A 24577-nucleotide genomic window follows, 5' to 3' on the forward strand; every position below is an offset into this window, starting at 1 on the left:
GCTCTTTCCTATGGGCAATGCTGTAAGCAGTTAATCTCTAAGGAGTTTATTATGCTGACCTCAAGCTACTCTCGCACAAGCTACTCTCGCACAAGCTACTCTCAAACAAACTACTCTCGCACAAGCCACTCTCGAATCACCGGATTAAGCACTGTCATTGCTGCACTCACCTTCTCTTCTGCCCCACTAGAAGCCCAGACCGTTACCGGAACTATCGACGCTTCAATTACTCTTGAAGACGCCTGCTCAATTAATAACGAGGAAGGCTCGGCAGTCGACTTCGGCAGCTTGGCATTCGGCACCCACTCTGCGCTGTTCGATGAGTCAGATGCTCAAGTAGCTGGTGCTGGCGGCATCTCAGTACTCTGCTCTCCTGGAGTAGCCCCCACTTTTACTCTGCTCAGCGGCCTGCATGACAGCCAAGCCTCTCCCGCTGTCCATGCCATGCAAGATACTGCCGAAACGGCATTTGTCGGCTACACCTTGTATACGGATTCAGCACGAACGACGGCACTGGCTGTCAATGACACCATCGTACTCAGCGCATTCGCCAATACTCCGCAGGCAATCGATCTATACGGGCGTGCCTTTGGTGACCCTGGAAACCTACCGGCGGGCACCTACGAAGACACTCTAAATGTTGAACTGTCCTGGTAGCTTCTCGAATGGCTCGCCGCTTGCGACTCGTCGCCCCGATGGTCATAGCGGCGGGACTGGCGCAGGCCTCTCCCACCGCCACGTTCATGGTGTCAGCGACCATTACACCTGGCTGCCTAATTAATAACGACGTTCCTCCTGAAGGCACCCAAGTTGGAGTGCTGGGAAGCTTAGCCTTTGGCACCGCCTCAGCACTTTCCCAGGAAACGCGCAACGTAGCGCTGCTGGCCTCTGGCTCTTTGACGCTCAGCTGTACACCAGGAATTACACTCAATATGCGTATTGATGGCGGGCTTCAGCCAGATAGTGATCGACAGCTTAAGCGGGAAAATGGCAGCGAAACGCTAGCCTACCAACTCTACCAGGATGCCACTTCGCAGAACGCGATTGGCATTGACCAACCCATCACCTTAGATACCACGACCAGTCCTAATGATATTACCCTCCCCATCTGGGGCAGGTTAACGCTGCCAGGCAACCGCCCAGCAGGTAGTTACCGCGACGAACTCGTACTAACCCTGGAGTGGTAACACTGCAGCGAAGGGCACAAGTTCGACTTAGGAGAATAGCTATGCGGGAAAGGCGCTTCGGTCACATCATTGCAATTTTCACCCTGCTAAGCCTTCTTGCTGGACCTTCCTCAGCTAACTCTCTGCTGATTTGGCCCATTTACCCGATGATCGAAAGCCATCAACAGGCGAGTGCACTTTGGTTAGAAAACCGAGGTAGCGAAACGGTCAACATGCAGGTGCGGATTTTTGCTTGGTCTCAGGTAGGAGGAGAAAATCACTACCGCCCCCAACAAGGCGTTGTCGGCAGCCCCCCCATGATGGCGATTGCTCCTGGTGAGCGCCAGCTAGTACGTCTGATTCGCCAAGCTCCAGTACCTTCCGGCCAAGAACAAGCGTATCGCGTTATTGTTGATGAAATTCCAACCTTGGCACCCAGTGATAGAGGACAAAATTTGCCTCGTGCCGCGGTGCAATTACAAATGCGCTACTCACTACCGTTGTTTGTTTATGGTGAAGGAGCACTGCCCCCTGAACGTATCGCCTCCAGTAACATACCTTACCCTGGCCTAACCTGGAGACTGGTAACAAATGAAGGGCAATCGCAACTAGAAATACGCAACATGGGTCAGCATCATGTGCGCCTAAGCCAAGTTATCTTTGCACAACCAGGACAACGTAACGAAGTCACCAACGGGCTGCTTGGCTATGTGTTGCCCAGGCAGGCACGACGCTGGCCACTACCACAACACATAAGGCCTACTGGCGAGCTGCGTGCTCATATTTCGGGAGTCAGCCATCGCATTGCGGCTGAGTAGGCGCCAACATGCTCCCGCGGATCCATTGGCATCTCCCGACATGGCTAATGCTAAGCAGCTGCGCTTTGCTCTTAGCGGCAGAGCCTTTTCCTGCCATCGGTCAGGCATTACCGCCACCGCCACGCGCGGGTGATCTTCAGGCAATTTCAGAACTCTATCTAGAGGTCATCGTCAATCAACGCTCTACCCAGCGTATCGAGCACGTTACTCAACAGAATGGCGAACTGTTCATCAAGCGTGAGGCACTCCAACAACTAGGCTTTCCTAATGAACACCTGCACCAGTCAGATAACATTATTAATATCAGCCAATTAAATGGTTTAGAGGCGCACTATCATAGTCCCAGCCAACGGCTCTACCTGGAAGTCCCTCCCCATTGGCTACCTCATCAGTTGCACACTAATTTATCCCAAAACGAAGCATTCGCACTCAACACCAGTCCTGGCGCACTGCTTAACTACGACGCTTATATCAGTGACACTCAGGGTGGCGCGACACTTGCCAGCTTAGGGCACGAAGCGCGACTGTTTGGTGCAGCGGGAACACTCAGCACCTCAGGTATTTACCGTGAGGTAGTGACAGGAGAGAGTGGCCAAGACAACGGCTACCGGCGTTTCGACACCCGCTGGGAGTATGCAGATCAACAGCGGATGATTCAGTACAGTGCAGGAGACATCATCACAAGGCCACTGGGTTGGACTAATGCAGTGCGCCTTGGCGGCATCCAGATTTCTCGAAACTTTGCCCTTCGTCCCGATATCATCACCCACCCGCTACCGGAATTCAGCGGCGAAGTCGCGCTTCCCACCACCCTCGATCTGTTCATTGATGGCGCGCAACAATCCTCAATGGAGCTAGCACCGGGCCCTTTCACGGTCACCAATATGCCCATGGTCACTGGTGCTGGCGAAGCCACCATTGTGACCACCGATAGCCTGGGTCGCAGAGTTTCCACTCGCCTGCCGTTTTACGTTTCCAGCGAACTGCTACAACCTGGTTTAAGCACCTTCAGTTTCAGTGCAGGTGCCCCGCGCCGCCACTTCGGCCAGCGTGATTTTGCCTATAGCGGAATGGCCGCCACCGGTAGCTATCGGCGCGGCATCAACAATCAATTCACCCTGGAATTACAAACCGAAGCCAGCGACGATTTAACCACGGCAGGCGCTGGCGGCACGTTTGACTTATGGCAGCTAGGTACATTAGAGACAGCCTACCGCCAAAGCCGCAGCGAAGGCGTCACCGGTGACGCCTACACAACGGGATACCGCTATCGGAGTCGCCGCTTTAACATCGCCCTGCGCCATCAACTAGAACAAGCTGATTTCACTGATCTATCTCGCCACATTCACAACGCGACACGTGAAAATACGCAGCGGAAAGTTACCCAGTTCACCGGAGGGTTTAGCCTTGGCTCACATGGGTCACTTGCTGGCGGTTACTTTGATATTAAGACCGGCGACGACGGCCGTACTCGGCTGTTTAACCTGTCTTACAACCGCCCTCTATGGAATCGCACGCACCTCTCGCTCACTGCCAACCGTGAGATAGGTGGCGGCTGGAACACCCTAGCTCAGATAACGGTGCCGCTAAGCAGTCATCCCGGCACATTAAGCACTAGCGTACGCCGCGACAATAACGGAGAAATGGCCAGCAGAGTCCAATATGCCCACTCTCCACCGATACAAGGTGGCTGGGGCTGGAACCTCGCCTATGAACACCGCGACACCGAAAGCAGCTACCGTCAGGCTGAAGTGGCTTGGCGGGGAGCTTCCACTGAATTGCGCGGTGGCATTTTCGGCACCGGCGGCAATGACACACGCTATGTCGATGCTAGAGGATCGCTGGTACACATGGACAACCAATGGTTCGCGACCAATTACGTGCGCGATGGATTTGTCGTCGTCAGTACCGATGGTCAGGCAGGCGTGCCAGTTCGCTACGAAAATCAATTCGTTGGCCATACCCGTGGCAGCGGCCACTTGCTCGTTCCCTGGGCCCGTGCCTATTACGCGGGTAAATACGAGATCGACCCACTGGTTCTTTCCGCCAACCTCAATGTCCCAACCGTTGAGCAGCGCGTAGCGGTAAGCCCGGGTAGCGGCTACCTGTTACGCTTCCCAGTTGAACGGGTTATTGCCGCCACTCTGGCCATTCTAGACAAACAAGGCAAGCCACTGCCATTAGGCTCTCGCGTTATCACTGACAGCGGTGCAACCGCGCTGGTGGGCTGGGACGGACTGACGTATCTCGAAGGCCTGCAGAGTGACAACCAACTACACGTGACAATGCCCAATGGTAGCGCGTGCGCGCTTAGCCTATCTATTGATACCCATATCGATGATATCCAGCAGCTAGGGTCTCACCCCTGTATTTAGAGGAGCGCCAACCAATGCCACTCTCCACTGCTCGCTGCTATCACCGCTGGCTGGCCGGAGCTACATTACTGGCTTTACTATGGGTTACGCCGACGGCTTGGGCATGCACAATAAGCCCAAGCACCAGCGCTAACTTTGGCAACATCAGCTCCTTTGCCATTGCAAATACTCCACACGACACCTCCGCCCAACCCAATGCCGGTGCGGTTTGCCAGGGATCTGTGTTAGGGCTCGCAGTTGTGTCTAACCAATGGATTCGCGCAACGGTCACTAGCGCTAATCAAGGAGAGCTGGTCAATGCCGCTAGTGGTGATACCGTTCCTTTTCGCATCTTCGCGCTGGCCTCAGAGAATGAAGAGATCTTTCTCAACACCACCTACAACTATTTCAACCCTGTGCTTATCGACCTGCTCGGCCTGCTTGGCGGCCAAAGCGCCAATATCCCCATGGAGTTTCGCACCCAACCTACGCCTAATATAGCCGCCGGGACGTACACGGATACGTTGTCTGTCAACTGGAACTGGCGCATCTGTAATCTAGGGGCACTTGTATGTCTAAACTTTCGCACTGGCTCAGGTACCAGTACGATTAATTTAAATCTAACCGTCACCCCTGATTGCGCCATTCAAGCGCCCGACCTGAACTTTGGAAGCTCCCCACTGATCGCCGGGTTCGACCCAGTAACGCAAACCATCGATATTACCTGCACAAAAGGCAGCGACTACTCAGTAGGATTGAGTGATGGTCAGCATCCTGCCGCCAACATCCGCCGCATGGAGAACAATGGTCACTACCTGGAATACCAACTTTACAAAGGCACTGCCGGTAACGATCGCTGGGGCAATACCGGCAGCGAGCGACGCCCCTCCTCGTCTGCCGACACCAACCCCGGCACGCCCAGTGGCATAACAAGCCAGGGCTTCACTTACCGAGGCGACATTCTACCGGGACAAAACACACCACCCGCAGGAACCTACACCGATATGATTGTGGTCGATGTTATTTTTTAGCCAAGGTGCTTTTCGAACCCCAAATTCCCCCGCGGGTGCGCTGACGCTTACACCGCGCTACAAAACCACTAAATCAGCCTACAGCACTTACCGTAGCGCGGTGTAACGAATCTCGCGAGGAACGAGCGAATGAGGCACCCGCGTCGTAGCTACGGATGCAACACTCTATACTGCCCCGCGGGTGCGCTGACGCTTACACCGCGCTACAAAAACCGCTAAATCAGTCTACGGCACCTACCGTAGCGCGGCGTAACGAATCTCGCGAGGAACGAGCGAATGAGGCACCCCGTAGCTACGGATGCAATGTTCCACACTCCCCCGCGGGTGCGCTGACGCTTACACCGCGCTACAAAACCACTAAATCAGCCTACGGCAATTACCGTAGCGCGATGTAACGAATCTCGCGAGGAACGAGCGAATGAGGCACCCGCGTCGTGGCAACGGATGCAACGTTCCATACTCCCCCGCGGGTGCGCTGGCGCTTACACCGCGCTACAAAACCCGCTAAATCAGCCTACGGCACTTACCGTAGCGCGGTGTAACGAATCTCGCGAGGAACGAGCGAATGAGGCACCCGCGTCGTAGCTACGGATGCAATGTTCCATACTCCCCCGCGGGTGCGCTAACGCTTACACCGCGCTACAAAACCCGCTAAATCAGCCTACGGCAATTACCGTAGCGCGGTGTAACGAATCTCGTGAGGAACGAGCGAATGAGGCACCCGCGTCGTGGCAACGGATGCAACGTTCCATACTCCCCCGCGGGTGCGCTGACGCTTACACCGCGCTACAAAACCACTAAATCAGCCTACGGCACCTACCGTAGCGCGGCGTAACGAATCTCGCGAGGAACGAGCGAATAAGGCACCCGCGTCGTAGCTACGGATGCAACGTTCTATACTCCCCCGCGGGTGCGCTGACGCTTACACCGCGCTACAAAACCACTAAATCAGCCTACGGCACTTACCGTAGCGCGGTGTAACGAATCTCGCGAGGAACGAGCGAATGAGGCACCCGCGTCGTAGCTACAGATGCAACGTTCTATACTCCACCGCGGGTGCGCTGACGCTTACACCGCGCTACAAAACCGCTAAATCAGCCTGCGGCACCTACCGTAGCGCGGTGTAACGAATCTCGCGAGGAACGAGCGAATGAGGCACCCGCGTCGTAGCCACGGATGCAACGTTCTATACTCCCCCGCGGGTGCGCTGACGCTTACACCGCGCTACAAAACCACTAAATCACTACAGCACTTACCGTAGCGCGGTGTAACGAATCTCGCGAGGAACGAGCGAATGAGGCACCCGCGACGAGTGAACAATACGCGAGAAAACGGTGCAGCGTCTGGTGTTAACGGCAAAAAAAAACCGCTGCAGTATGAACTGAGCGGCTTTATTTACTGATACGGTTCTTTCTAACTTTACACGTCGTAACCTGCTTCCCGGGCGAGCGTCGTGTTAGCTTTTAGCCAACCTTCAATGTGACCACAGTCGAAGGTGCGGCCATGCATACGGAACGCCTGCACGGTTTTGCCTTCCTGCATCAAACGGTCGATAGCATCCGTCAGCTGAATTTCATTACCCGCACCAGGTGGCTGGTCACGTAGCAGCTCCATGATGCGATATGGCAGCACATAGCGGCCAATAACCGAAAGGCGTGAAGGCGCATCTTCGGGCGCGGGTTTCTCTACCACACCGCGCATATTGGCGCTCTCACCGGCAGCGGGCTCATCACAGTCCACAATGCCGTAACGGTAAACGTCTTCCTTAGGCACCGCTTCCACCATGATTTGCGAAGCGTTATTTGTAGCCCAACGCTCTACCATGCTGCCCAGATCACAAGCCGCACTGCCAACTTGTGGCTTCACCAGCACATCAGGAAGGATGACGGCAAACGGCTCGTCTTTGTCTAACAGATGCGCGGCACAAAAAATCGCATGGCCCAAGCCTTTTGCGTTTGGTTGGCGAACGCTGGTCACTTTGAGCTTTTTAGGAGAAATAGCAGACAGTGTTTCCAATAATGCATCTTTGCCCTTACTGGCCAATGAGTGCTCAAGTTCAAAGTGAGCATCGAAATGGTCTTCAATCGCAGACTTTCCAGCTCGAGTTACCAGAATGATTTCATTAACACCCGCCGCCAGCGCTTCTTCCACCACGTGTTGAATGAGCGGACGATCCACAACGGGCACCATTTCCTTGGGAATCGCTTTGCTAATGGGTAACAGGCGTGTGCCAAAACCGGCTACCGGAATAATCGCTTTACGCACTTGGGTCATCATTAACGTCCTTTCTATTGCGGGTGCGTTGTGGGCTTACCTCGCACTGCAAAACCGATAAATTAAATATTTAACAACTCTCGCTAGTAATCAGCGAAAGCCACACTTACTCTTTTAGTACGCTAGATAGCAGCGCAGAAGCGCTTTCAATTAACTCGTCTAAATGCTGCGGGCCTTTGAAGCTTTCAGCGTATACTTTATAGAGTGATTCAGTACCACTGGGGCGGGCAGCAAACCAGCCGTTGTCAGTCACCACCTTCAAACCACCAATAGCTGCGCCGTTGCCGGGGGCATTAACCAATACCGCGGTGATCGGATCACCGGCTAACGTGGTTTCCGTAACACTGTCCGCAGTAAGCTTCTTAAAAGCGGCTTTTTCTGCAGCTGTACAGGCAGTGTCAACGCGCTTGTAGAATGGCTCGCCGAAGCGTTCGGTTAATGCACGGTAGTACTCGCTGGGCGTTTTCCCGGTGACCGCAGTGATTTCAGCCGCTAACAAGCAAAGCGCAATGCCGTCTTTATCAGTAGACCAAGCCTTCCCATTGCGCGTTAACAAGCTCGCGCCAGCACTCTCTTCACCACCGAAGGCGAGCCAGCCATCGTGCAGCCCTTCAACAAACCACTTAAAACCCACCGGCACTTCATAAAGTTCACGCTGATGGGCAGCCACAACCCTATCAATCATTGAAGAAGACACCAGCGTCTTACCGATATTGAGCGTTTCCGCCCATTCAGAACGATGGCCAATCAAATAATCCACGCATACCGCTAAAAAGTGGTTTGGATTCATTAAGCCATTGGCATCCACAATGCCGTGGCGATCAGCGTCAGGATCGTTGCCAAAAGCGAGATCAAAGCGATCCTTAATCTTTAACAGATTAGCCATGGCATCAGGGCTAGAGCAGTCCATACGAATCTTGCCGTCATGATCCAACGGCATAAAATCGAAACTAGCATCTGTTGATGTATTGACCACCTCAAGGTTCAAGCCATAGTGTTCAGCCACTGCCTGCCATACTGGCAGCGCTGTTCCACCCATGGGGTCAACGCCAAGAGTGAGATTAGCTTTTTGGATAGCAGCCATGTCCACTACGTCGCCCAACTGAGCTACATAGTGAGCAGTAAAATCATACGCTTGTGCATGCGCCAGCGCCTGCTCTAAGGGCACCAGCGAAATATCACATAACTGACGTAGCAAATAGGCATTAGCACGCAGTTCAATCCATTTCGTTGCTTCGGTATCCGCTGGCCCGCCATGCGACGGGTTGTACTTTATACCGCCATCTTCAGGTGGATTATGGGAAGGAGTAATAATCAAGCCATCGGCTAACGCAGTGTCTGATGCTACCTGGTGGCTGAGTTGGTTATGCTGCAAAATTGCTCGACTGACCAATGGCGTGGCCGTAATACCATTATCTTTTTCAATGAATACAGATACCTTATTGGCGGCCAACACACGCAACGCACACTCCCATGCAGGCTTTGAAAGTGCATGAGTGTCGTAACCAAGGAACATAGGGCCTTGATAGCCTGCCTCAGAGCGGTAATCCACCACCGCTTGAGTAATCGCAAAAATGTGCGCAGCGTTAAAGGTGCGATCGGTGGCACGTCCTCGGTGACCTGAGGTTCCGAATGCCACCCGCTCTTTGGCAATGTTGGCATCCGGGGTTTCATCAAAAAACGCCTTAACGTTGGCATCCATCCTATTTGCTCCCTGATTAATATTTGGCTGGTCCGCACGCACCTGCCAAAACCTTAGTGCACGCTGCGGATCACCGATGTCACTGGCATCTTTTGAGGCCTGCTGCGCCATTGTAACCGTCGCGACTGGATCATTAAGTAACTGCTCGATGGCAGCCTGCCATGCCTGCGGTGAATCTTCTACCAACAGCCCATTAACTTCATGCCTAACCACCTCGGTATAAGGGTAGCGGTTTGAATAGATACCCACTCCGCCCATGGCAGCAATATCGAGAAACTTAATAAATGACTTGCCCTGATTAAAGGGTGTGTTTAACAACGGCGCCAAACCAATGTGCAACTGGCACTTAGCCTGATAATTGCGAAAAGCGTGCCAAGGCAGTGGGTCTGGTGCCAAAACATTAGGTAATTCTACCAAGGCTTTTGGAGCATGCTTACCCAGCATCAGCTCAAGCTGTGTGTCGTTGCGAGTTTGCTGAATAGCCTGCAATGCAGGTGCAATGTGCATTAAGTCATTCAGGTGCGCTCGAGTACCGTGAAAACCAATTCGCCACGGTGCTGAGGATGAGGGAGATGACTCAAAGTGGGTCTTTACGGGCAGCGTAGCGATAAGAGGTGGCGTTAATACGGACACGCAGCGGTGAAGAGGACGAAAACGCTCAGCCAACACCGCGCTGCAAGCAATGACTTCGTTGCTCAATGCCACTAAGCGGGGCTGAAGCTTAGCAACGCGCGCCATGCGCTTTCGGTAAGCTGGCGGCAGTGTGGGGTCGTTGGCGGCCGCCTCAATATCATCGTCAATTAGATAACCAATATAGCCAAATGCTTGGCGATGCCGCTCAAGCCAGCGCAGCCAGCTCAACGGCAGCGAGCGGCACAGCAACACGTTTGCACCAGCATAGTGGTGTAAAAAAGAGCGGCCATGACGCCACGCTGCACCGAAAGAGCGCGAAGCGACAACACGCTCAGCCGCTCCCCCTTGGTTTCGTATTACAGGAGCTGCAGACTCGAAAAAGTAGATATCTTCAGTGGGCAGGCCTCCATCGCTAAGCACGACCCAATGCGTGTGGCAACGCCTCACTCTCCCCCCTCACTTGAGCGAAAAATCTTCATGCACAAGCGTTAAATTGGGATTGTAAGCGGGATCGCTGTCTAGGTGCTTTCCCCAGGTACGGCGCATATAAGCAACTTCACTCAGCCAGCGGGCGCGTTTAGTCGGTGTATCGTCGGCACCGCGAGAGATAGACTCATGGTGGTAAAGTTCAGCAAACGGCGACCATAAGTTACGGTAGCCTGCTTGCCTAACCTTTAAGCACAAATCAACATCGTTATAAGCAACGCTGAGTTTCTTTTCATTTAAGCCGCCTACGTTATTGAACACATTCTTGCGCAGCAGCAAGCAAGCAGCGGTCACCGCAGATAAGTTCTGAACCAACTTCAAACGCCCCGCGTAACCATCACTTTCACGTGGGAAGAAGCGATGCGCATGACCTGCTACGTCTCCCAAACCAAGTATTACCCCACCATGCTGCAGCATACCGTTTGGGTAGTAGAGCTTGGCCCCGACACAGCCAATTTCAGAGCGGCAGGCCTGACTTACCATCTCGGTCAACCAATGCTCATTTACCGGCTCCACATCATTATTAATCAAACCAATGATGCTGCCATGGGAGTGTGCCGCGCCAAAATTATTAATCGCAGAGTAGTTAAACGGATGATCCCAATGCAATACTCGAACACGCGGATCGCGCTTGGCCACCGCTTCCATGTAAGCAATGGTTTCAGGGCAGTCACTCTGGTTGTCCAGAATCAACAGCTCAAAATGGGAGTAGGCAGTGCGCTCTAAAATGGCATCCACACACGGTCGCAAAATATCAACGCCATTGCGAGTAGGCACTAATAAGCTCACTAACGGCGCGGGATTAGGAATTGGCCACTCAATTCGCACTGAGCCTTCCAACAAACCCGGATGTACTACCGCTTTTGCACTAACCACGTGCTGCTTCAATACGCTGCTGACCAACGAAATAGCATCTTGCTGGTGAAGCGGATGAGGAAAGTCTTCACTACGGTGATACAGCATGGCAGGCAAGTGGCACACCGACTTTTCATTGCCGTGAGTCACTTTCCACATCATAAAAGTGAGCGCCAGCGCATAATCAACCGCAGCTCGGCTGGTTAAGTGAGAGAGTAGATCCGTTTGCTCAGACTCCAACTGCCATAGCAACCGCCGTTTATATAGCGCTACTCGACCAATGTAGTTGGTCGAAAGCAACAAATCTGGATTCCAGCCAGGCTTGAAATTTGGCTTGCAACGCTTGCCATTTGCTCCTAGTACATCTTCATCACTATAAAACAGCTGTGCTTCAGAATGATCATTCCAGGCTTTTGCCAGTTGGCACAACGCTTCCTTCGCTAACTGATCGCCACAGCTAATCCGCATGACCCCATCGCCCTGGGTTTGAATAAACCCCTGATGGTCTAACTTTGCCAAGGTGCGATGATAACTATGGATCAAGTTGATACGGCTAGTGGTCGGAATATAACGCTCTAATGCTTTTCGCTGCGCATCGGTAATCTCAGCGGAAAGCACAATAAAGACTTCCCAAAAAAAGTAACTTTGTGCTTTTAAAGAGTTAATGGTGGCAATAAAAGGCGCTTCGCCGTGCTCTAAATCACTCAGCGTAACAGGCATGATAATCGAGAACAGCGGCGCTGTTTTCAAGCTCGCAATAAGCGCTTGTGGGTCTTCCACAGCCTCTTTCTCGGTGGTACTTACCCAACGCGCATAATCTTCAGACACATGTTGCTTTGCGTGGGTTTGGTTATATTCCGCCAAGGCAATTCGACGCCAATTGCACCCTTGAGCCACAGACTCAATGTGAAAGTGCCGCACAACGTCGCGCGTTCTCATGCCTTTGAAACTAGCGTGGTTATTGATCAAGCGTCGCGCCAAACGGCTCCGGGCGAACCAGGGTGTTAACCACACCCACTCTGCCGTTAGGTTTGCCAACGCAGCTTCACTGGCTAGAAACGAAAACGCAATTTTTTTAACCCCAAGCGGCACCCAAAGAATTCGCTTAGTGGTCTTACCAGGGCGCAGCGATACCGATGTTTCGATAATGCCTTTACGAGTATAAAAAAGAATCGTGGCCGCGCCGTGGGCATCTGAGCCTAGCCCATCTAGCTCCAGCATATTCCAGCCGGGAAGAGGTTTTTCTCCATCACTAACACAGTAGGTACTTGCCTTTACGGGCGTATTGACCTTTGCTGCTGCTTCGCTTTTAAAAGCAGGTGCAGCTGCCACACGAATAGTGGGATGACGCCGCCAGAAAGGAGGAACAGCGCTGTGCCTCCCAATGGCAGCCATCATTTCTTTTAAACCGACAATATGCTGCCTCATCGCCATCCTTAACCCATTCCGTTACCAAGGCAACACTTACACAAGATGGCTACTGGCAATCTGTTCCCAACGCAGCAGCCCCAAGGTTTGAAGGTATTCATCTGATGCGATGATACGCTTTTCACGAACGCCTTCAAACGCCTTCTCATCCAGCTGTGCACACTTTTGATGAATCACCTTATCCAAACTATGGGCAACCGTTGGAATCTGCACCACAAAACGAGCATTCGTCTGGGTTGCTAAATACGCTGGAGCAACCGCTTTTACTAGGTCTGGATCCACATTACCCGCGCTGTGCACAAACACAATGCGCTGAAACACACGGCATAAATAGTTAAACATGGAGTAACTAGAGGAAGAACCGAAAATCAAACACGTGCCTGCCATCAGGGCCTCGGGATACTCAACCACCAGCAATCGGCCAAAGTTGGGCAAGCCGTTGTCGTAGGTCTTGTAGCGAGAGTAGCCAAAGGAAACCAGCACATCAACGCTAGACGTCTTATTGGGGGTTAGCTTATTGCCAAGATCGCCAGACATGGTTTTGCTTTTATAACGGTCGTTTTTAAAAAGCTCACGGCAGGCGTTTTCATCGACCCCTAGCTTAGCCACTAACGCTAGCGTCGCAGCCAAAGCCCCTTCATTGGTCCAGTGAGTATCGGTTGGTATAAAAGCCCTATCACCCAACGCCTTTAACTCATCGACCGGATAAACAACGTCTTTGGAGACATCAAGAGTCAGCAGTTGGTGCATAGGGCCTGAAGCGCCCTCTTGCCGAGGATGATAATTCGCGCCCATCACGCTCTCTTTAGAAGGCGCCACCAACAACGCCCAAGGAAGACCGTCAGCGACATTTTCAAGCTGATGCAGATAATCATCCCACCCTTCTAAACCTGACTTGGTAAGACGCATGCGCCCCATAAACTGGTCGACGCTACCATTCGTGTCGTTATCCAAAAACAGCCAGCCCTGCTTTCCTTCCAGAACTTTCAGCTGTTGGTCACAATCATCATTGCCGATATCTAAGCGTATTTCCCTCAACAGCCAGGACTCGCCTTCAAGCACTAACATTAAACGAAAGCTGGCTAGCATAGGGGGGACAGTGAAACGAAAGCCGCCTACGCGCTGCGCTGCCTCCTCCATAGGCGCAGAGACAATTTTCTCAACAACATCCGGACGATCAATGTCCAACGGGTGACATAATTCAAATTCAGGCTGCCACTGAGCAACAATACGCACGTCAGAAAGCGTCTCGGCTAAATTCTCAGGCAACACTATCCAGCCCTGAACAACACGCCCACCAGGAAGAAACCAAACAGGGCGCTTAGGGTCAGGAAAATCCAGATGCCACCGCACTCCAAACTCACTGAAAGCAGTATTTTTCTGTCCTAATAGACGCTTAACAAAACGTGCTAGTCGAAGGCTTAAAGGCTTGCTTTTACGCTCAGAATCATCACAAGCATTTTCGAAAATTCTCAATCAAACCATCCATATCAAGCGGCTAAGTCACTTAGCCTTCAATTATCCCAAACCGCTTTACGGAAACCTAAGGAGCGACGCGTGGATTCGTCCCACTGGTTCTTTTTAAACATTAAATCGAATTCGCTATTGGAGCGGCCTGAAAGTACGCGTGTAGATTTCTGTAGCTTATGTACTACGCACGCATCACTAACGTGATAAATACGTAAGCCAAGCAAATGCCGCACCACATCACAATAGATACGGTCAGAGCGATAGTGTCGACCAAACTGCGCATCCAGCGGACCAGCACGCACGTACGTTTCTCGGGGAATATAAACACAAAAGAACGGCGCAAAAGTGATTTCTACCACTCGGCCATCATGCAACAGGGGTGGCGTCAGTATATTGCCATGATGAGACGACAAGTTAACATCGCAGGGCTGTTCAGCATCGGCATATGGAACATGTGTAGTGAGGGTTGGCGTGCCACCTGGCAGAATTTGCTGAGGCACCACCAAACCACACTCAGGCAGCTGCCGGGCGGCCTGTTGCATGGTTTCCAGCGCCCCCGGCTCAACTTGAGCGTCATTGTTAAGCAATATCAAATCATGCTCTGAGTTAGCCGCAGCCATGCCCAAGTTAACTGCATGAGTAAAACCATAGTTACAGGTATTAAAAATCGCCTTCAGCCGCCCTGCTGCCTGAGCCTCTTCCAGGAAGGTTTTGACTGGGGGTGACGAATCATTATCAACAACAATCACCTCCAGTTTTTCACCAAGCGCCAATGCCTCCAGGCTCACCAAGCAGTCGCGTAGGTCTTCTAGTGACTCATAGCTAGGGATGATAACTGACACCCCTCGACTTAGCTCTGCTGACGCAGTCGAGGACCACTGGTGCCCTGTTGCCTCGCGCACTTGCTCTAAATAGCCAATATAGGCGGTGTTCGACGTTAGCGTGTTGGTGGCACGGCCGTAGTAATAGTGGGTCAAAACGACAGGCACCGAACAGAGGCGCAAGTGCTGGCTATAACGGCGAATCAGGTCCCAATCGACAAACCTTGGTAGCGTTTCATCAAAACCGCCACAGCGCTCATAAGCGGCACGCGTATGGCAAAAAGCATTAAGATCCACATAGTTTTTGTTGAACAACAAAGCACGATTCAAAGGCCCAAACAGCACCCCCGCCGGCTCGGTGGTATCTCCAGAGTAATGATACAACCCGGAGTACAGCGCTTGCGCCGTCGGTTCGCGACCAAACGCGGCAACCATCGCCGCCAAATAGCGAGGATCCCAGGCATTATCAGAATCTAAGTAAGCAATATAGTCTCCGTTTGCCGCAGCCAAGCCTTGGTTGCGAGCCACAGAAACTCCGCTATTGTTGCCTAACGCTATCACCTGAATGCGTGTATCTTCAGCGGCTTGCTGATCGCACCACTCGCGTGTTCCGTCGGTACTGCCATCATCCACTAACAGCAGTTCCCAATTGGCATACACTTGACCGCGCACCGAGTCTACCGCCGCTTCAATAGTATCGAGTCGGTTAAAACACGGCATCACAATAGACACCAGCGGTGGGGTTTCGAGTGACTGCGCCTCACGAACCAACGCATCTGCCACATTTTCCATAGTGGCTAAACAGCGTTTATCAGCTTCACGAAAAGGGCGTGGTAAATAGGGGTCAACCACCCCATGCGAGAGATAGCCCGCAAAATCACTAAATGAGCGCTTAAACGCCCAGCAAGCATCGCCACTCGCCACCGGCTGACGAGTCAATGCATCCAGCAGCTCAATGGAGTGCCGTTGACCATCGACCAGCTCAACCGGCGGATAAGCCTCGAAGGAGTGCCGCCCTTCATGCAGGCCATTTTCAAGCAGATCAATACGAAATTGGTTAGCTAACACCTCAATTTCATGGCGACCATCAATGCGGATGACTGCCGCACGCGGTTCACTACTGTTGCGATCAGCTAGCCAACCACGAATAGCCGTGCCTGCCCCTAGGTTAAGGTCACCTGCCAACGACTGAGTTGCAGATACTGTTGCAGGTGCTGTCTCAGATACTGTCTCAGATACTGTCTCAGATGCTTTCACAGCAGCAGGAGCGGCTGCCAGTAGCCGCGAAGGCATGGTGGTTTCTAACGGCATTCCCTGCTGCCAGCGCTGCATGTCAAACCGGCCGGAAGCATCATGTCCCAGCAGCACAACACGTTCAGCTTGGGGAACAGTAACGCCCCCCACTAAACGTTCCAAGGCATGGGCCAACTGCCCATCCTGAGCCCCAGACTCCGGCTCAAATGTTAACGTGTTTGCCAACGAAGCGACGTCCGCCAATGCCTGCGGACGGAACCAAAACATACTACCGGCAAAAAAGCCCCAATCTTCGTGCAGTGGAACTCCCAGCTGAGGACACAATTTCTCTAACCAAGGCCGATTACCAAACTGCATAGCCTGCTGGCTCATAAATAGCTGACGCGGGCCAGCCAACCGTAAGCTCGAGTCACGACGAAGATAAGCAACCAAGTTTCGCAAGTCGTCAGCGGCGGGCAGCACACTTTCCAGCAATGCGTCACGCCACTGCTTCGCGACAGCCGTTACGCCCTGTTTGGTATGTAACTTCAAGCACCAATCATAGCGTTGCAAACTAGGTAACAGCTGGAGAAATGGCGCGATATCGCGTCCACGGTTAGGGCAACACACTACCTCAGCGCCAGGAAAGCGCTGCTGTAAAGCAACAATCTCAGGCGTATCTGGCGCATGGGGTGTTGTAATAAACAAATCAAAAGGCTCGCTAAAGAAAGCGAGCCGCTCCCCCAGCAACGCCACCAAATCAAGATGATATGCATGCACTACAACTGCCAGGGATGGCTTAAGGCGAGCGTACCTGTCTTGGACTAACGCCTGCCGCCCTTCCTCTTGGCCATGCCGAAGATAGTGCAGTAATGGATCTAGCCCCGATGCAATAACATCGGGATAGCGGCGGCAGTACTCATTAGGATCAAAGCCAGGCCCAGGACAACGACCCAACGCCCAGCCATAACGTGTAAAGTGCTCTAGCGGAGAAAGTTGACTGTAATGAGTATCGGGGTAGCGGCTCGCATACCACCCTGCGTCGAATAACTTAGCCTTCAACAACTCGGCAGCTAAAGCCTCGGTGTTATTAAACGCAGCATTTCCTAGCTCGTGCTTTTTTAGCAACGTACGATTAACGTCTCTCATCACAACCTCTTGATACTACGTTGCTCTTTTTCACCAAACTTAAGATAGTGCACTAGTGGATTCATCCCAGTTTCTGCCACATCGGGGTTACGCTCAAGATAATATGCAGAATCAAACGCTGGACTTGGATTACGCCCTTCAAATCCCCCCAACAGCAAATAGTGACGAGCCGGGTTTTTCGCCATTTTGCGATCTTGAGCAACATCTGGATTGTGTGCCAAATACCACTTGGCATCGAACCACGGGCTTTTCCTAATAAGCTTAACCTGGCGATTAATCGCCCACCTTGAAAGTTTAGCGCCCTTCGCAGCAACACTGTTGTCTGCCAACGTTCCTTGTTGCGACGATGCCTCAGATGGCAAACGCCCCGCCTCCAGCAGGTTTACCAATTGAGCCAACTCACGGTTCTGGCGCTCAATCTCAACCGTTTGCTGCGCCTGTATATCGAAGTTCTCAGCCGCTGCCTGCTCAGCTGTCTTCAGTTCACGCGCCAGTTGCTCACGCTGAAGCTCATTAGCCTTCAACTGATCGTTAAGCGTCTGCAGCTCTTGCTCATACTGGCGTTGATTAGTGTTGAGCTGATCGTTAAGCCTCTGCAGTGCATGCTGCGCCTCACTCAAGTCGCGCTCGCAGCCCTGTTGTTTACGGGTGAGCTCGGCCAACTCATTAAAGCGGGCTTCCAAGGAATATTTTTGAGCCTGTAGACGATCAGTTAATTGAACGACTTGGTGCTGTTTCTCTGCTAACGCTTGTTTTTTACCTAGAAGTTGCTCAGTAAGGCTTGTAATTCGCGCTTCATGCTCGTGCGCAAATTGAGCTTGCTGCTGGTTTAGCGTTTCAGCGAGATTCTGAGCGGTCGTTAACTCATCGGCTTTATCTTTTAAACGCGTCTCGAACTGGTGTATCAGCGCCTGTTGCTCCTGGATAGTGACTTTGTCCAGGCAACTGCATCCTAGGCGACCAAATACATCCTGCACCTCCCGAGCAGCACTCGCCGACTCAAGCGCCCCTAACAGGTCATGCACCAACGGTGGCAAATCATCGCCCACCGCTAATAATCCCAAACCAGCACCATGATAAAACGCTAAATGAGGATAACGAGCAGCAAGCACTTCAAAAGCACGGAAGGTCTGGCAACCAGGTTCGCGTCGAGCGATGCCGGGCATTAAGATAACGCCTTTACTGGAAAGGCGTGGTACCCAACGGTCAATTAGGTCGTCGATGCTTTCGTCTTGCGGCGCAATATTGAGCAATAGCAGATCAATTGAGTGTTCATTAAACTGCTGTACCGCCTGTAGAGGGCTGGCCTTTAACCACTGGCTAATACCGGCATACTTATCTACCGTTTGTTCAGTTAAATCATGAACCTGCTCAGCGTTAGCCTCGCCAATGACATAGCTATTGCCACCTAAGCGAAGCCTGGAAACAGCCTGACACACAGCGAAATGCGATACCAAGTCAACCTCAATACCGACCGAGCTAGTTGGCTTTAAGGCCTCGACCAACCAAAACAGAAAAGGCAAGTGTTCCAGCCACGGCGACGTCTGACGGTACTCAGGTTGCCAAAACATGGAACCCTGAGCCAATGCGCTAATAGAAGGCTGAATAGCCAGCTCATGCGCAGTATTTTTGGTAGGCGATTGAGAATATTGGCTCACGGTATTTTCCTAATAACAAACGCGTTAAATCGCAATGTCGCCAGTTTAACTGGGCAGATTGGCGGCAGGTGCTTCAAAGGGGCGGACATCGGGGTGAGCTGGCATATAAAGGTCGCTGGGCTGCTTGGCCCTGGCATGCCACTGAGCCGCCGCCTGACGATAGCTATGACGTACCCCGTTAAACTGGGTAACTAAATGCGTAGGCCCCGCTTGGCTAAGCGATGTCGGTAGACTACGCCCAAACGATAACGGCGTGCCCCTTCCAACCGTACCTATAGCCTTACTGCCAAAAGCCGCGACAATACGCTGAAAATACTCAGTATCCGCATCCACTTTAACAACATCCCAAAAACCTAACTGATCAACAACCTCGCGCCGAAACATAAACGATGATGTATTTCGATAAATCCAGCCATCCAGCGCCTCAAGGCGCCAACGATTGAACAGCATATTAGTCGAGCAACGCACCCAATCACTAAAACACGCTTTCCATTCGGGGTGACCTTGCAAACCAGCAACTTGCTGCGCCAATTTTTGTGGGTGAGACCAGTCATCGCTATCATGTACGGTAATAAACGCACCTTTAGCGACAGCTAATCCACGATTTCGCGCTGCGTACGCCCCCTGATTACGCGGCTGAGAGATCACCGTAAAGCGCTCATCCTGCTGGCTAAAAGCCATCGCAACGTCTAATGAGCCATCGGTAGAAGCATCATCAACCACGATCACCTCCAACCGCCGATAACTTTGCTCGGCTAAACTTTGCAAAGCGGTTGCTAGGTGCTCCTGGGCATTAAACAACGGCATGATAATGCTGACTAATTCCGACGCAACAGTGGCAGTAATGTTCCCCACTGCTTGGTGATCAACGGTCAAATTATCCATTGTGAGGGGCTGGCAGGGGTCTTTAAAAATAAGCGGGCAAAGATTAGCAGCACGGTATAAGTTGTTAATGTGCTGCAATCGCTGCTGTTCGCTTAACGCCGCCGCCTGTGAAGAAGAGGACGCTATCGGCTCGTCAGACATATACAGATTGGCCTGGGCAGCGAGTATGTTCGCCAATGCCAACTGGGTATCTGGATAACGGGGAAACGCCTGCTCCAACTGTTGAGCACGTTGCCAAGCAGCCACCAATTCACCGGTGTTCGTTAAGGCATCTATTTCCAGTAACAAAGGCGCTGCCGTTGCGGGCTTTATATCCGCCAGCCAGTGACGGCTAGCCAAAACGTCAGCGCACTGCTGCCACTCGCCTTGCCACGCATACCAACGTCCCAACGCCCAGGCTGCATAACTGGCTTCCCAGGAGTTTTGATGCGCAAGCAAGTCCTTCAAACTGATCAACTGCGACGTACTATCGAGCCCTTGCCAAAGCCGCTCTTCATGTTGCTGTGAGCGCAGTTGGACAGGCGGCCAACGCCCCTCCTTTGCACCATTATGAGTAAAATGCAGTAAGGGGCTAACGCCCGCATTAGCAACATCCTGATTGTTTTTAAGATAAAACTGCGAGTCAAAACAGGGCCCAGCCTGCCTTCCCCAAGGCTCACCAAACAGCAAATAATGCTGAGCAGCCGACATGCCAGAAGCCGCCACATCAGGATAGTGGGCCATATACCAGTCAGCATCAAACCAAGGGCTTTGCTCAATGCCATCAATAGCTTGAGAAAGCTTTTGTTGCTCTGGCTGGCTGCTAGGATCAGGTGTCGAAGACAGGGGCAAAAGATATATCCTTATCAATAACAAGTAGCTAACTAAATCACATTACCTAAACCAAGCTATCTGCTATCTGCTGGGCACTTGACTGAGCCTGCTCAGCATCAACCGCCTCTACCATCACCCTGATTAATGGCTCAGTGCCCGATTTGCGCAGCAAAACGCGTCCTTGGCTACCTAAACTGGCCTCGACATCAGCCACCACCTGCTTCACCAAGGGTGTGCTTAGAGGGTCGTGCCCTCCGTTAGCAGCAAAACGCACGTTAATTAACGTCTGCGGGAGTTTTGTCATCCCCTGCTTAGCCTTATAAAGCGTGGTGCCCTGGTTCAGCAATGAAGTAAGCACACGCAGAGATGCAATCACCGCGTCACCAGTAGAGGCATGATCTAAGCTTAACAGATGCCCAGAACCTTCCCCGCCTAAGCGCCAACCTGTATTTTTTAGCTGCTCCATTACATAGCGGTCACCTACTTTCGCACGCACAAAGGGAACCTCAATCGCCGCCAATGCTTGCTCAAGCCCCAGGTTGCTCATCTGAGTGCCAACAACGCCACCCGTGTAACCGGCATCTTTGGCATCTTTAGCCAACAAAAACAGCAGCTCATCGCCATCAACGACAGTTCCCGTGTGGTCAACCATCATCAGGCGATCGGCATCACCATCCAAGGCGATACCAAGGTCGGCTTCTTGCTCTAGCACTGCCGCGCACAGGCTGCGCATCGAAGTCGCGCCACAGTCTGCATTAATGTTCACACCGTTAGGCTGGTCATGAATACTAACAACCTCAGCACCTAACTCTTTGTAAACCGCAGGCGCTACTTTATAGCCAGCACCATTCGCGCTATCCACTACAATTTTTAGCCCGCTCAAGCTTAATGTGCTGGGCAGTACGGCTTTACAGTATTCAATATAACGACCAGCGGCATCGTCTACACGGCGCGCTTTACCTAGTGCCTGTGAACTTACGCACTCCATACCGCCTTCCAGAGCAATATGGAGCTTATTTTCAATTTCCTGCTCTTGAGCGTCGGTTAGCTTATAGCCCCCCTGCCCAAATATTTTGATACCGTTGTCGTCAAACGGGTTATGCGAAGCGCTGATGACCACCCCGGCATCTGCGCGGAAAGTAGAAGTAAGGTACGCGACACCCGGCGTAGGCAGTGGCCCGACCAGAGCCACATTAACACCCGCCGCTGAAAAGCCTGCTTCCAACGCAGACTCCAACATATAGCCACTGGCTCGGGTATCCTTGCCAATCAATACCTCTTTAATACCTTCCGCCCCCAGCACTTTGCCAGCGGCCCACCCCAGCTTCATTGCGAAGTCTGGAGTCATAGGAAATTCGCCAACACGGCCACGCACACCATCGGTGCCAAAATATTTACGCATGTCAAAACCTGAATAGTGAGTGGTGAATAATGAAAAGTGAATGGTGAGCACCCCCGCGGGTGCGCTGACGCTTACGCCGCGCTACAAAACCTGTGCATTCAATACGTTTGTAGCGCGGTGTAACGAATCTCGCGAGGAACGAGCGAATGAGGCACCCGCGAAGGCGGCGAAGCCGCCCCTGGCTTTATTCCACAGTGACGCTTTTCGCCAAGTTACGGGGCTTGTCAACGTCGGTACCTTTCACAAGAGCAACGTGGTAAGACAACAGCTGAAGAGCAACCACGTGCAACACGGGCGAAAGCAGGCCGTAGTGCTCCGGCATCACCAATACATTAACGCCTTCACTTGGCTTAACAGCGCTACCACCATCAGCAAACACATAAAGCTGGCCGCCACGGGCGCTCACTTCCTGCATATTGGCTTTTAGTTTTTCAAGCAGCTCATCATTAGGCGCCACTACCACCACGGGCATATTTTCATCAACTAATGCCAGTGGGCCGTGTTTCAACTCTCCAGCAGGGTATGCTTCTGCATGAATATAAGAGATTTCTTTTAGCTTCAGCGCTCCTTCCAAGGCAATCGGGAAGTGGCGGCCACGGCCTAAAAACAGCGCGTGCTGCTTATTAGCAAAATGCTTCGACCACGCCTTGATGCTTGGCTCTAGCGCCAGCACTTTTTCAACTGCAATCGGCAAGTGGCGCAGCTCATCCAGATAGGCTTTTTCATCTGCTTCATCTAGCCGCTGATTCGCTTTGGCTAACAAAAGCGTCAACAAAAACAGTGCGCTCAACTGAGTGGTAAAGGCTTTAGTTGAGGCAACACCAATTTCCGGGCCTGCGCGGGTAATAAAACGCAGCAGCGTTTCACGCACAATGGCAGATTCAGGTACGTTGCAAATCGCCAGCGTGTGGGTGTGGCCCATTGATTTAGCGTGTTGTAATGCGGCGAGGGTATCAGCGGTTTCACCCGACTGAGAAATAACCACCACTAGCTGGTTAGGATTAGCTACGCTTTGGCGATAACGGTATTCACTGGCAATTTCGACATTGCACGGAATACCGGCCACCTGTTCAATCCAGTACTTAGCCGTCATACCCGCATAGCTAGACGTACCACACGCTAAGATCAGTACGGAATCTACCTGCTCAAAAACTGCTTGCGCTTCTGCACCAAAAATACCCGGCTGCAGTTGGCCTGCACCGCTCAGCATTTCCAGTGTGTTGCCCAACGCCTGCGGCTGCTCAAAAATCTCTTTTTGCATGTAGTGATTAAACTCACCTAGCTCAACTGCATTCGCAGAAAGGCTAGAGACAACCACTTCCCGCTGAGCGGGCTGACCAAGTGCATCGACCAGCGTGACCGAGTCACGTGTCAAACGCGCCACATCACCATTTTCCAGGTACATCATTTTCTGGGTAACAGACAACAGTGCCGAGGCATCAGAAGCGGCATAATGCCCATCATCAGCAATACCTAACATCAGCGGCGAGCCTTCACGAGCCACAACCAAGCAATCCGGCTCTTCTTCACTGACCACTGCCAAAGCAAAAGCGCCCTGCAAATGCGCCACGGCACAACGCACCGCAGAAAAAAGATTTTCCGCTGGTTCGCCAATTTCGCCTTTAAAGCAGGCTTGAATTAAGTGCGCAATGGTTTCAGTGTCGGTATCTGAAGTGAATTCATACCCTAACCCCTGAAGCTTTTCACGCAGAGCCTCGTAGTTCTCAATGATGCCGTTATGCACCACCGCCAACCCACTGGAAATATGCGGATGAGCGTTACGTTCAGCAGGAACACCGTGAGTTGCCCAACGGGTGTGAGCAATACCCACATTTCCGGCCACCCCCTTCTCCGCAACACGGGCTTCCAGTTCCGCTACGCGGCCTTTTGCGCGGGCACGTACCAGCTCACCAGACGTATTTAGCACCGCAAGCCCTGCAGAATCATAGCCGCGATACTCAAGAACCTTCAGGCCAGAAAGCAAGAAAGGGGGACATTCCATTGCGCCAACGGCGCCGACGATTCCGCACATACTCAATCCTTTAATAACGACTTATAACGACGATGGCTTTCACTCGTATGCAAAGAGCCATGTGCAAAGAACCATTTGCAAAGAACCATTTGCAAAGAACCACTTGCAACGAACCACTTGCAAAGAACGGTTAACAAAAGGCCATTTGCAGAGGACTATTTACAAGTTACAAACACTCGCCACACAAACCAGTCAAAAAGACCAGTCACAAAAAACCAGCCATAAAAACAGTGACACAAGCCCGGCCACAAGAGATCGCTCATGGCCAGCTAAAAGACCGATCATCTAAAGTATCCCATGAACGGGCTCTTAAAGGGGAGCATCATACACTCCCCTTGGTTCAGCCTTCAAAGCATGCCCTTCAACA

Annotated in this window: 14 protein-coding genes; 5 read left to right on the top strand and 9 right to left on the bottom strand. The window is 52.2% G+C overall.

Annotation, left to right across the window (positions count from 1 at the left end; translation table 11 throughout):
• Window positions 1–51: 51 nt before the first annotated feature.
• Genes IR195_RS13475 through IR195_RS13495 form a run of 5 tightly spaced genes read left to right on the top strand, consistent with a single transcriptional unit; the run spans window position 52 to window position 5369 of the window.
• On the top strand, window positions 52–657 hold the full coding sequence (locus IR195_RS13475; protein ID WP_206047809.1) for a Csu type fimbrial protein: 606 nt from the start codon (window positions 52–54) through the stop codon (window positions 655–657).
• A gap of 8 nt (window positions 658–665) precedes the next feature.
• The gene (locus IR195_RS13480) at window positions 666–1187 is read left to right on the top strand and encodes a Csu type fimbrial protein (protein WP_206047810.1); all 522 of its coding nucleotides are present in this window, start codon (window positions 666–668) and stop codon (window positions 1185–1187) included.
• A 41-nt stretch (window positions 1188–1228) separates the two neighbouring features.
• Window positions 1229–1984 (top strand): fimbrial biogenesis chaperone, encoded by a 756-nt coding sequence (locus IR195_RS13485; protein ID WP_146943130.1) that lies wholly within the window; start codon window positions 1229–1231, stop codon window positions 1982–1984.
• An 8-nt stretch (window positions 1985–1992) separates the two neighbouring features.
• Complete coding sequence (locus IR195_RS13490) at window positions 1993–4359, top strand: fimbria/pilus outer membrane usher protein (protein ID WP_206047811.1); 2367 nt, start codon at window positions 1993–1995, stop codon at window positions 4357–4359.
• Window positions 4360–4373: 14 nt separating this feature from the next.
• Complete coding sequence (locus IR195_RS13495) at window positions 4374–5369, top strand: Csu type fimbrial protein (RefSeq protein WP_206047812.1); 996 nt, start codon at window positions 4374–4376, stop codon at window positions 5367–5369.
• A 1419-nt stretch (window positions 5370–6788) separates the two neighbouring features.
• On the opposite strand, the gene IR195_RS13500 is transcribed toward IR195_RS13495, so the two are convergent.
• From IR195_RS13500 to glmS, 9 genes are all read right to left on the bottom strand, one after another.
• On the bottom strand, window positions 6789–7643 hold the full coding sequence (locus IR195_RS13500) for a UTP--glucose-1-phosphate uridylyltransferase (protein ID WP_146945425.1): 855 nt from the start codon (window positions 7641–7643) through the stop codon (window positions 6789–6791).
• Between the two features lie 106 nt (window positions 7644–7749).
• Window positions 7750–9345 (bottom strand): phosphoglucomutase (alpha-D-glucose-1,6-bisphosphate-dependent), encoded by a 1596-nt coding sequence (gene pgm, locus IR195_RS13505; protein WP_241006841.1) that lies wholly within the window; start codon window positions 9343–9345, stop codon window positions 7750–7752.
• A 1089-nt stretch (window positions 9346–10434) separates the two neighbouring features.
• Complete coding sequence (locus IR195_RS13510; RefSeq protein ID WP_206047813.1) at window positions 10435–12747, bottom strand: glycosyltransferase family 2 protein; 2313 nt, start codon at window positions 12745–12747, stop codon at window positions 10435–10437.
• A gap of 36 nt (window positions 12748–12783) precedes the next feature.
• Complete coding sequence (locus IR195_RS13515; protein ID WP_241006724.1) at window positions 12784–14100, bottom strand: alginate O-acetyltransferase AlgX-related protein; 1317 nt, start codon at window positions 14098–14100, stop codon at window positions 12784–12786.
• A 161-nt stretch (window positions 14101–14261) separates the two neighbouring features.
• Window positions 14262–17420, bottom strand: coding sequence for a glycosyltransferase (locus IR195_RS13520; RefSeq protein ID WP_206047815.1), 3159 nt, complete (start codon window positions 17418–17420; stop codon window positions 14262–14264).
• A complete protein-coding gene (locus IR195_RS13525; RefSeq protein WP_206047816.1) occupies window positions 17420–19078 on the bottom strand; it encodes a hypothetical protein in 1659 nt (552 codons plus the stop codon). The genes IR195_RS13520 and IR195_RS13525 overlap by 1 nt, the downstream gene beginning before the upstream one ends.
• A gap of 45 nt (window positions 19079–19123) precedes the next feature.
• Window positions 19124–20794 (bottom strand): glycosyltransferase family 2 protein, encoded by a 1671-nt coding sequence (locus IR195_RS13530; RefSeq protein ID WP_241006725.1) that lies wholly within the window; start codon window positions 20792–20794, stop codon window positions 19124–19126.
• A gap of 46 nt (window positions 20795–20840) precedes the next feature.
• The gene (gene glmM / locus IR195_RS13535) at window positions 20841–22178 is read right to left on the bottom strand and encodes a phosphoglucosamine mutase (RefSeq protein ID WP_146945430.1); all 1338 of its coding nucleotides are present in this window, start codon (window positions 22176–22178) and stop codon (window positions 20841–20843) included.
• Between the two features lie 184 nt (window positions 22179–22362).
• Entirely contained in the window at window positions 22363–24210 is a 1848-nt protein-coding gene (gene glmS / locus IR195_RS13540; protein ID WP_146945348.1) for a glutamine--fructose-6-phosphate transaminase (isomerizing), read from the bottom strand.
• Between the last annotated feature and the right edge of the window lie 367 nt (window positions 24211–24577).

This window comes from Vreelandella venusta (genome assembly GCF_015689495.1).
In the GTDB taxonomy this organism is placed as follows: domain Bacteria; phylum Pseudomonadota; class Gammaproteobacteria; order Pseudomonadales; family Halomonadaceae; genus Vreelandella; species Vreelandella venusta.

Bases quoted from the DNA above. Each gene is read 5' to 3' on its own strand.
- IR195_RS13475 (WP_206047809.1), top strand. From the start codon at position 52: ATGCTGACCTCAAGCTACTCTCGCACAAGCTACTCTCGCACAAGCTAC.
- IR195_RS13480 (WP_206047810.1), top strand. From the start codon at position 666: ATGGCTCGCCGCTTGCGACTCGTCGCCCCGATGGTCATAGCGGCGGGA.
- IR195_RS13485 (WP_146943130.1), top strand. From the start codon at position 1,229: ATGCGGGAAAGGCGCTTCGGTCACATCATTGCAATTTTCACCCTGCTA.
- IR195_RS13490 (WP_206047811.1), top strand. From the start codon at position 1,993: ATGCTCCCGCGGATCCATTGGCATCTCCCGACATGGCTAATGCTAAGC.
- IR195_RS13495 (WP_206047812.1), top strand. From the start codon at position 4,374: ATGCCACTCTCCACTGCTCGCTGCTATCACCGCTGGCTGGCCGGAGCT.
- IR195_RS13500 (WP_146945425.1), bottom strand. From the start codon at position 7,643: ATGACCCAAGTGCGTAAAGCGATTATTCCGGTAGCCGGTTTTGGCACA.
- pgm (WP_241006841.1), bottom strand. From the start codon at position 9,345: ATGGATGCCAACGTTAAGGCGTTTTTTGATGAAACCCCGGATGCCAAC.
- IR195_RS13510 (WP_206047813.1), bottom strand. From the start codon at position 12,747: ATGAGGCAGCATATTGTCGGTTTAAAAGAAATGATGGCTGCCATTGGG.
- IR195_RS13520 (WP_206047815.1), bottom strand. From the start codon at position 17,420: ATGAGAGACGTTAATCGTACGTTGCTAAAAAAGCACGAGCTAGGAAAT.
- glmM (WP_146945430.1), bottom strand. From the start codon at position 22,178: ATGCGTAAATATTTTGGCACCGATGGTGTGCGTGGCCGTGTTGGCGAA.
- glmS (WP_146945348.1), bottom strand. From the start codon at position 24,210: ATGTGCGGAATCGTCGGCGCCGTTGGCGCAATGGAATGTCCCCCTTTC.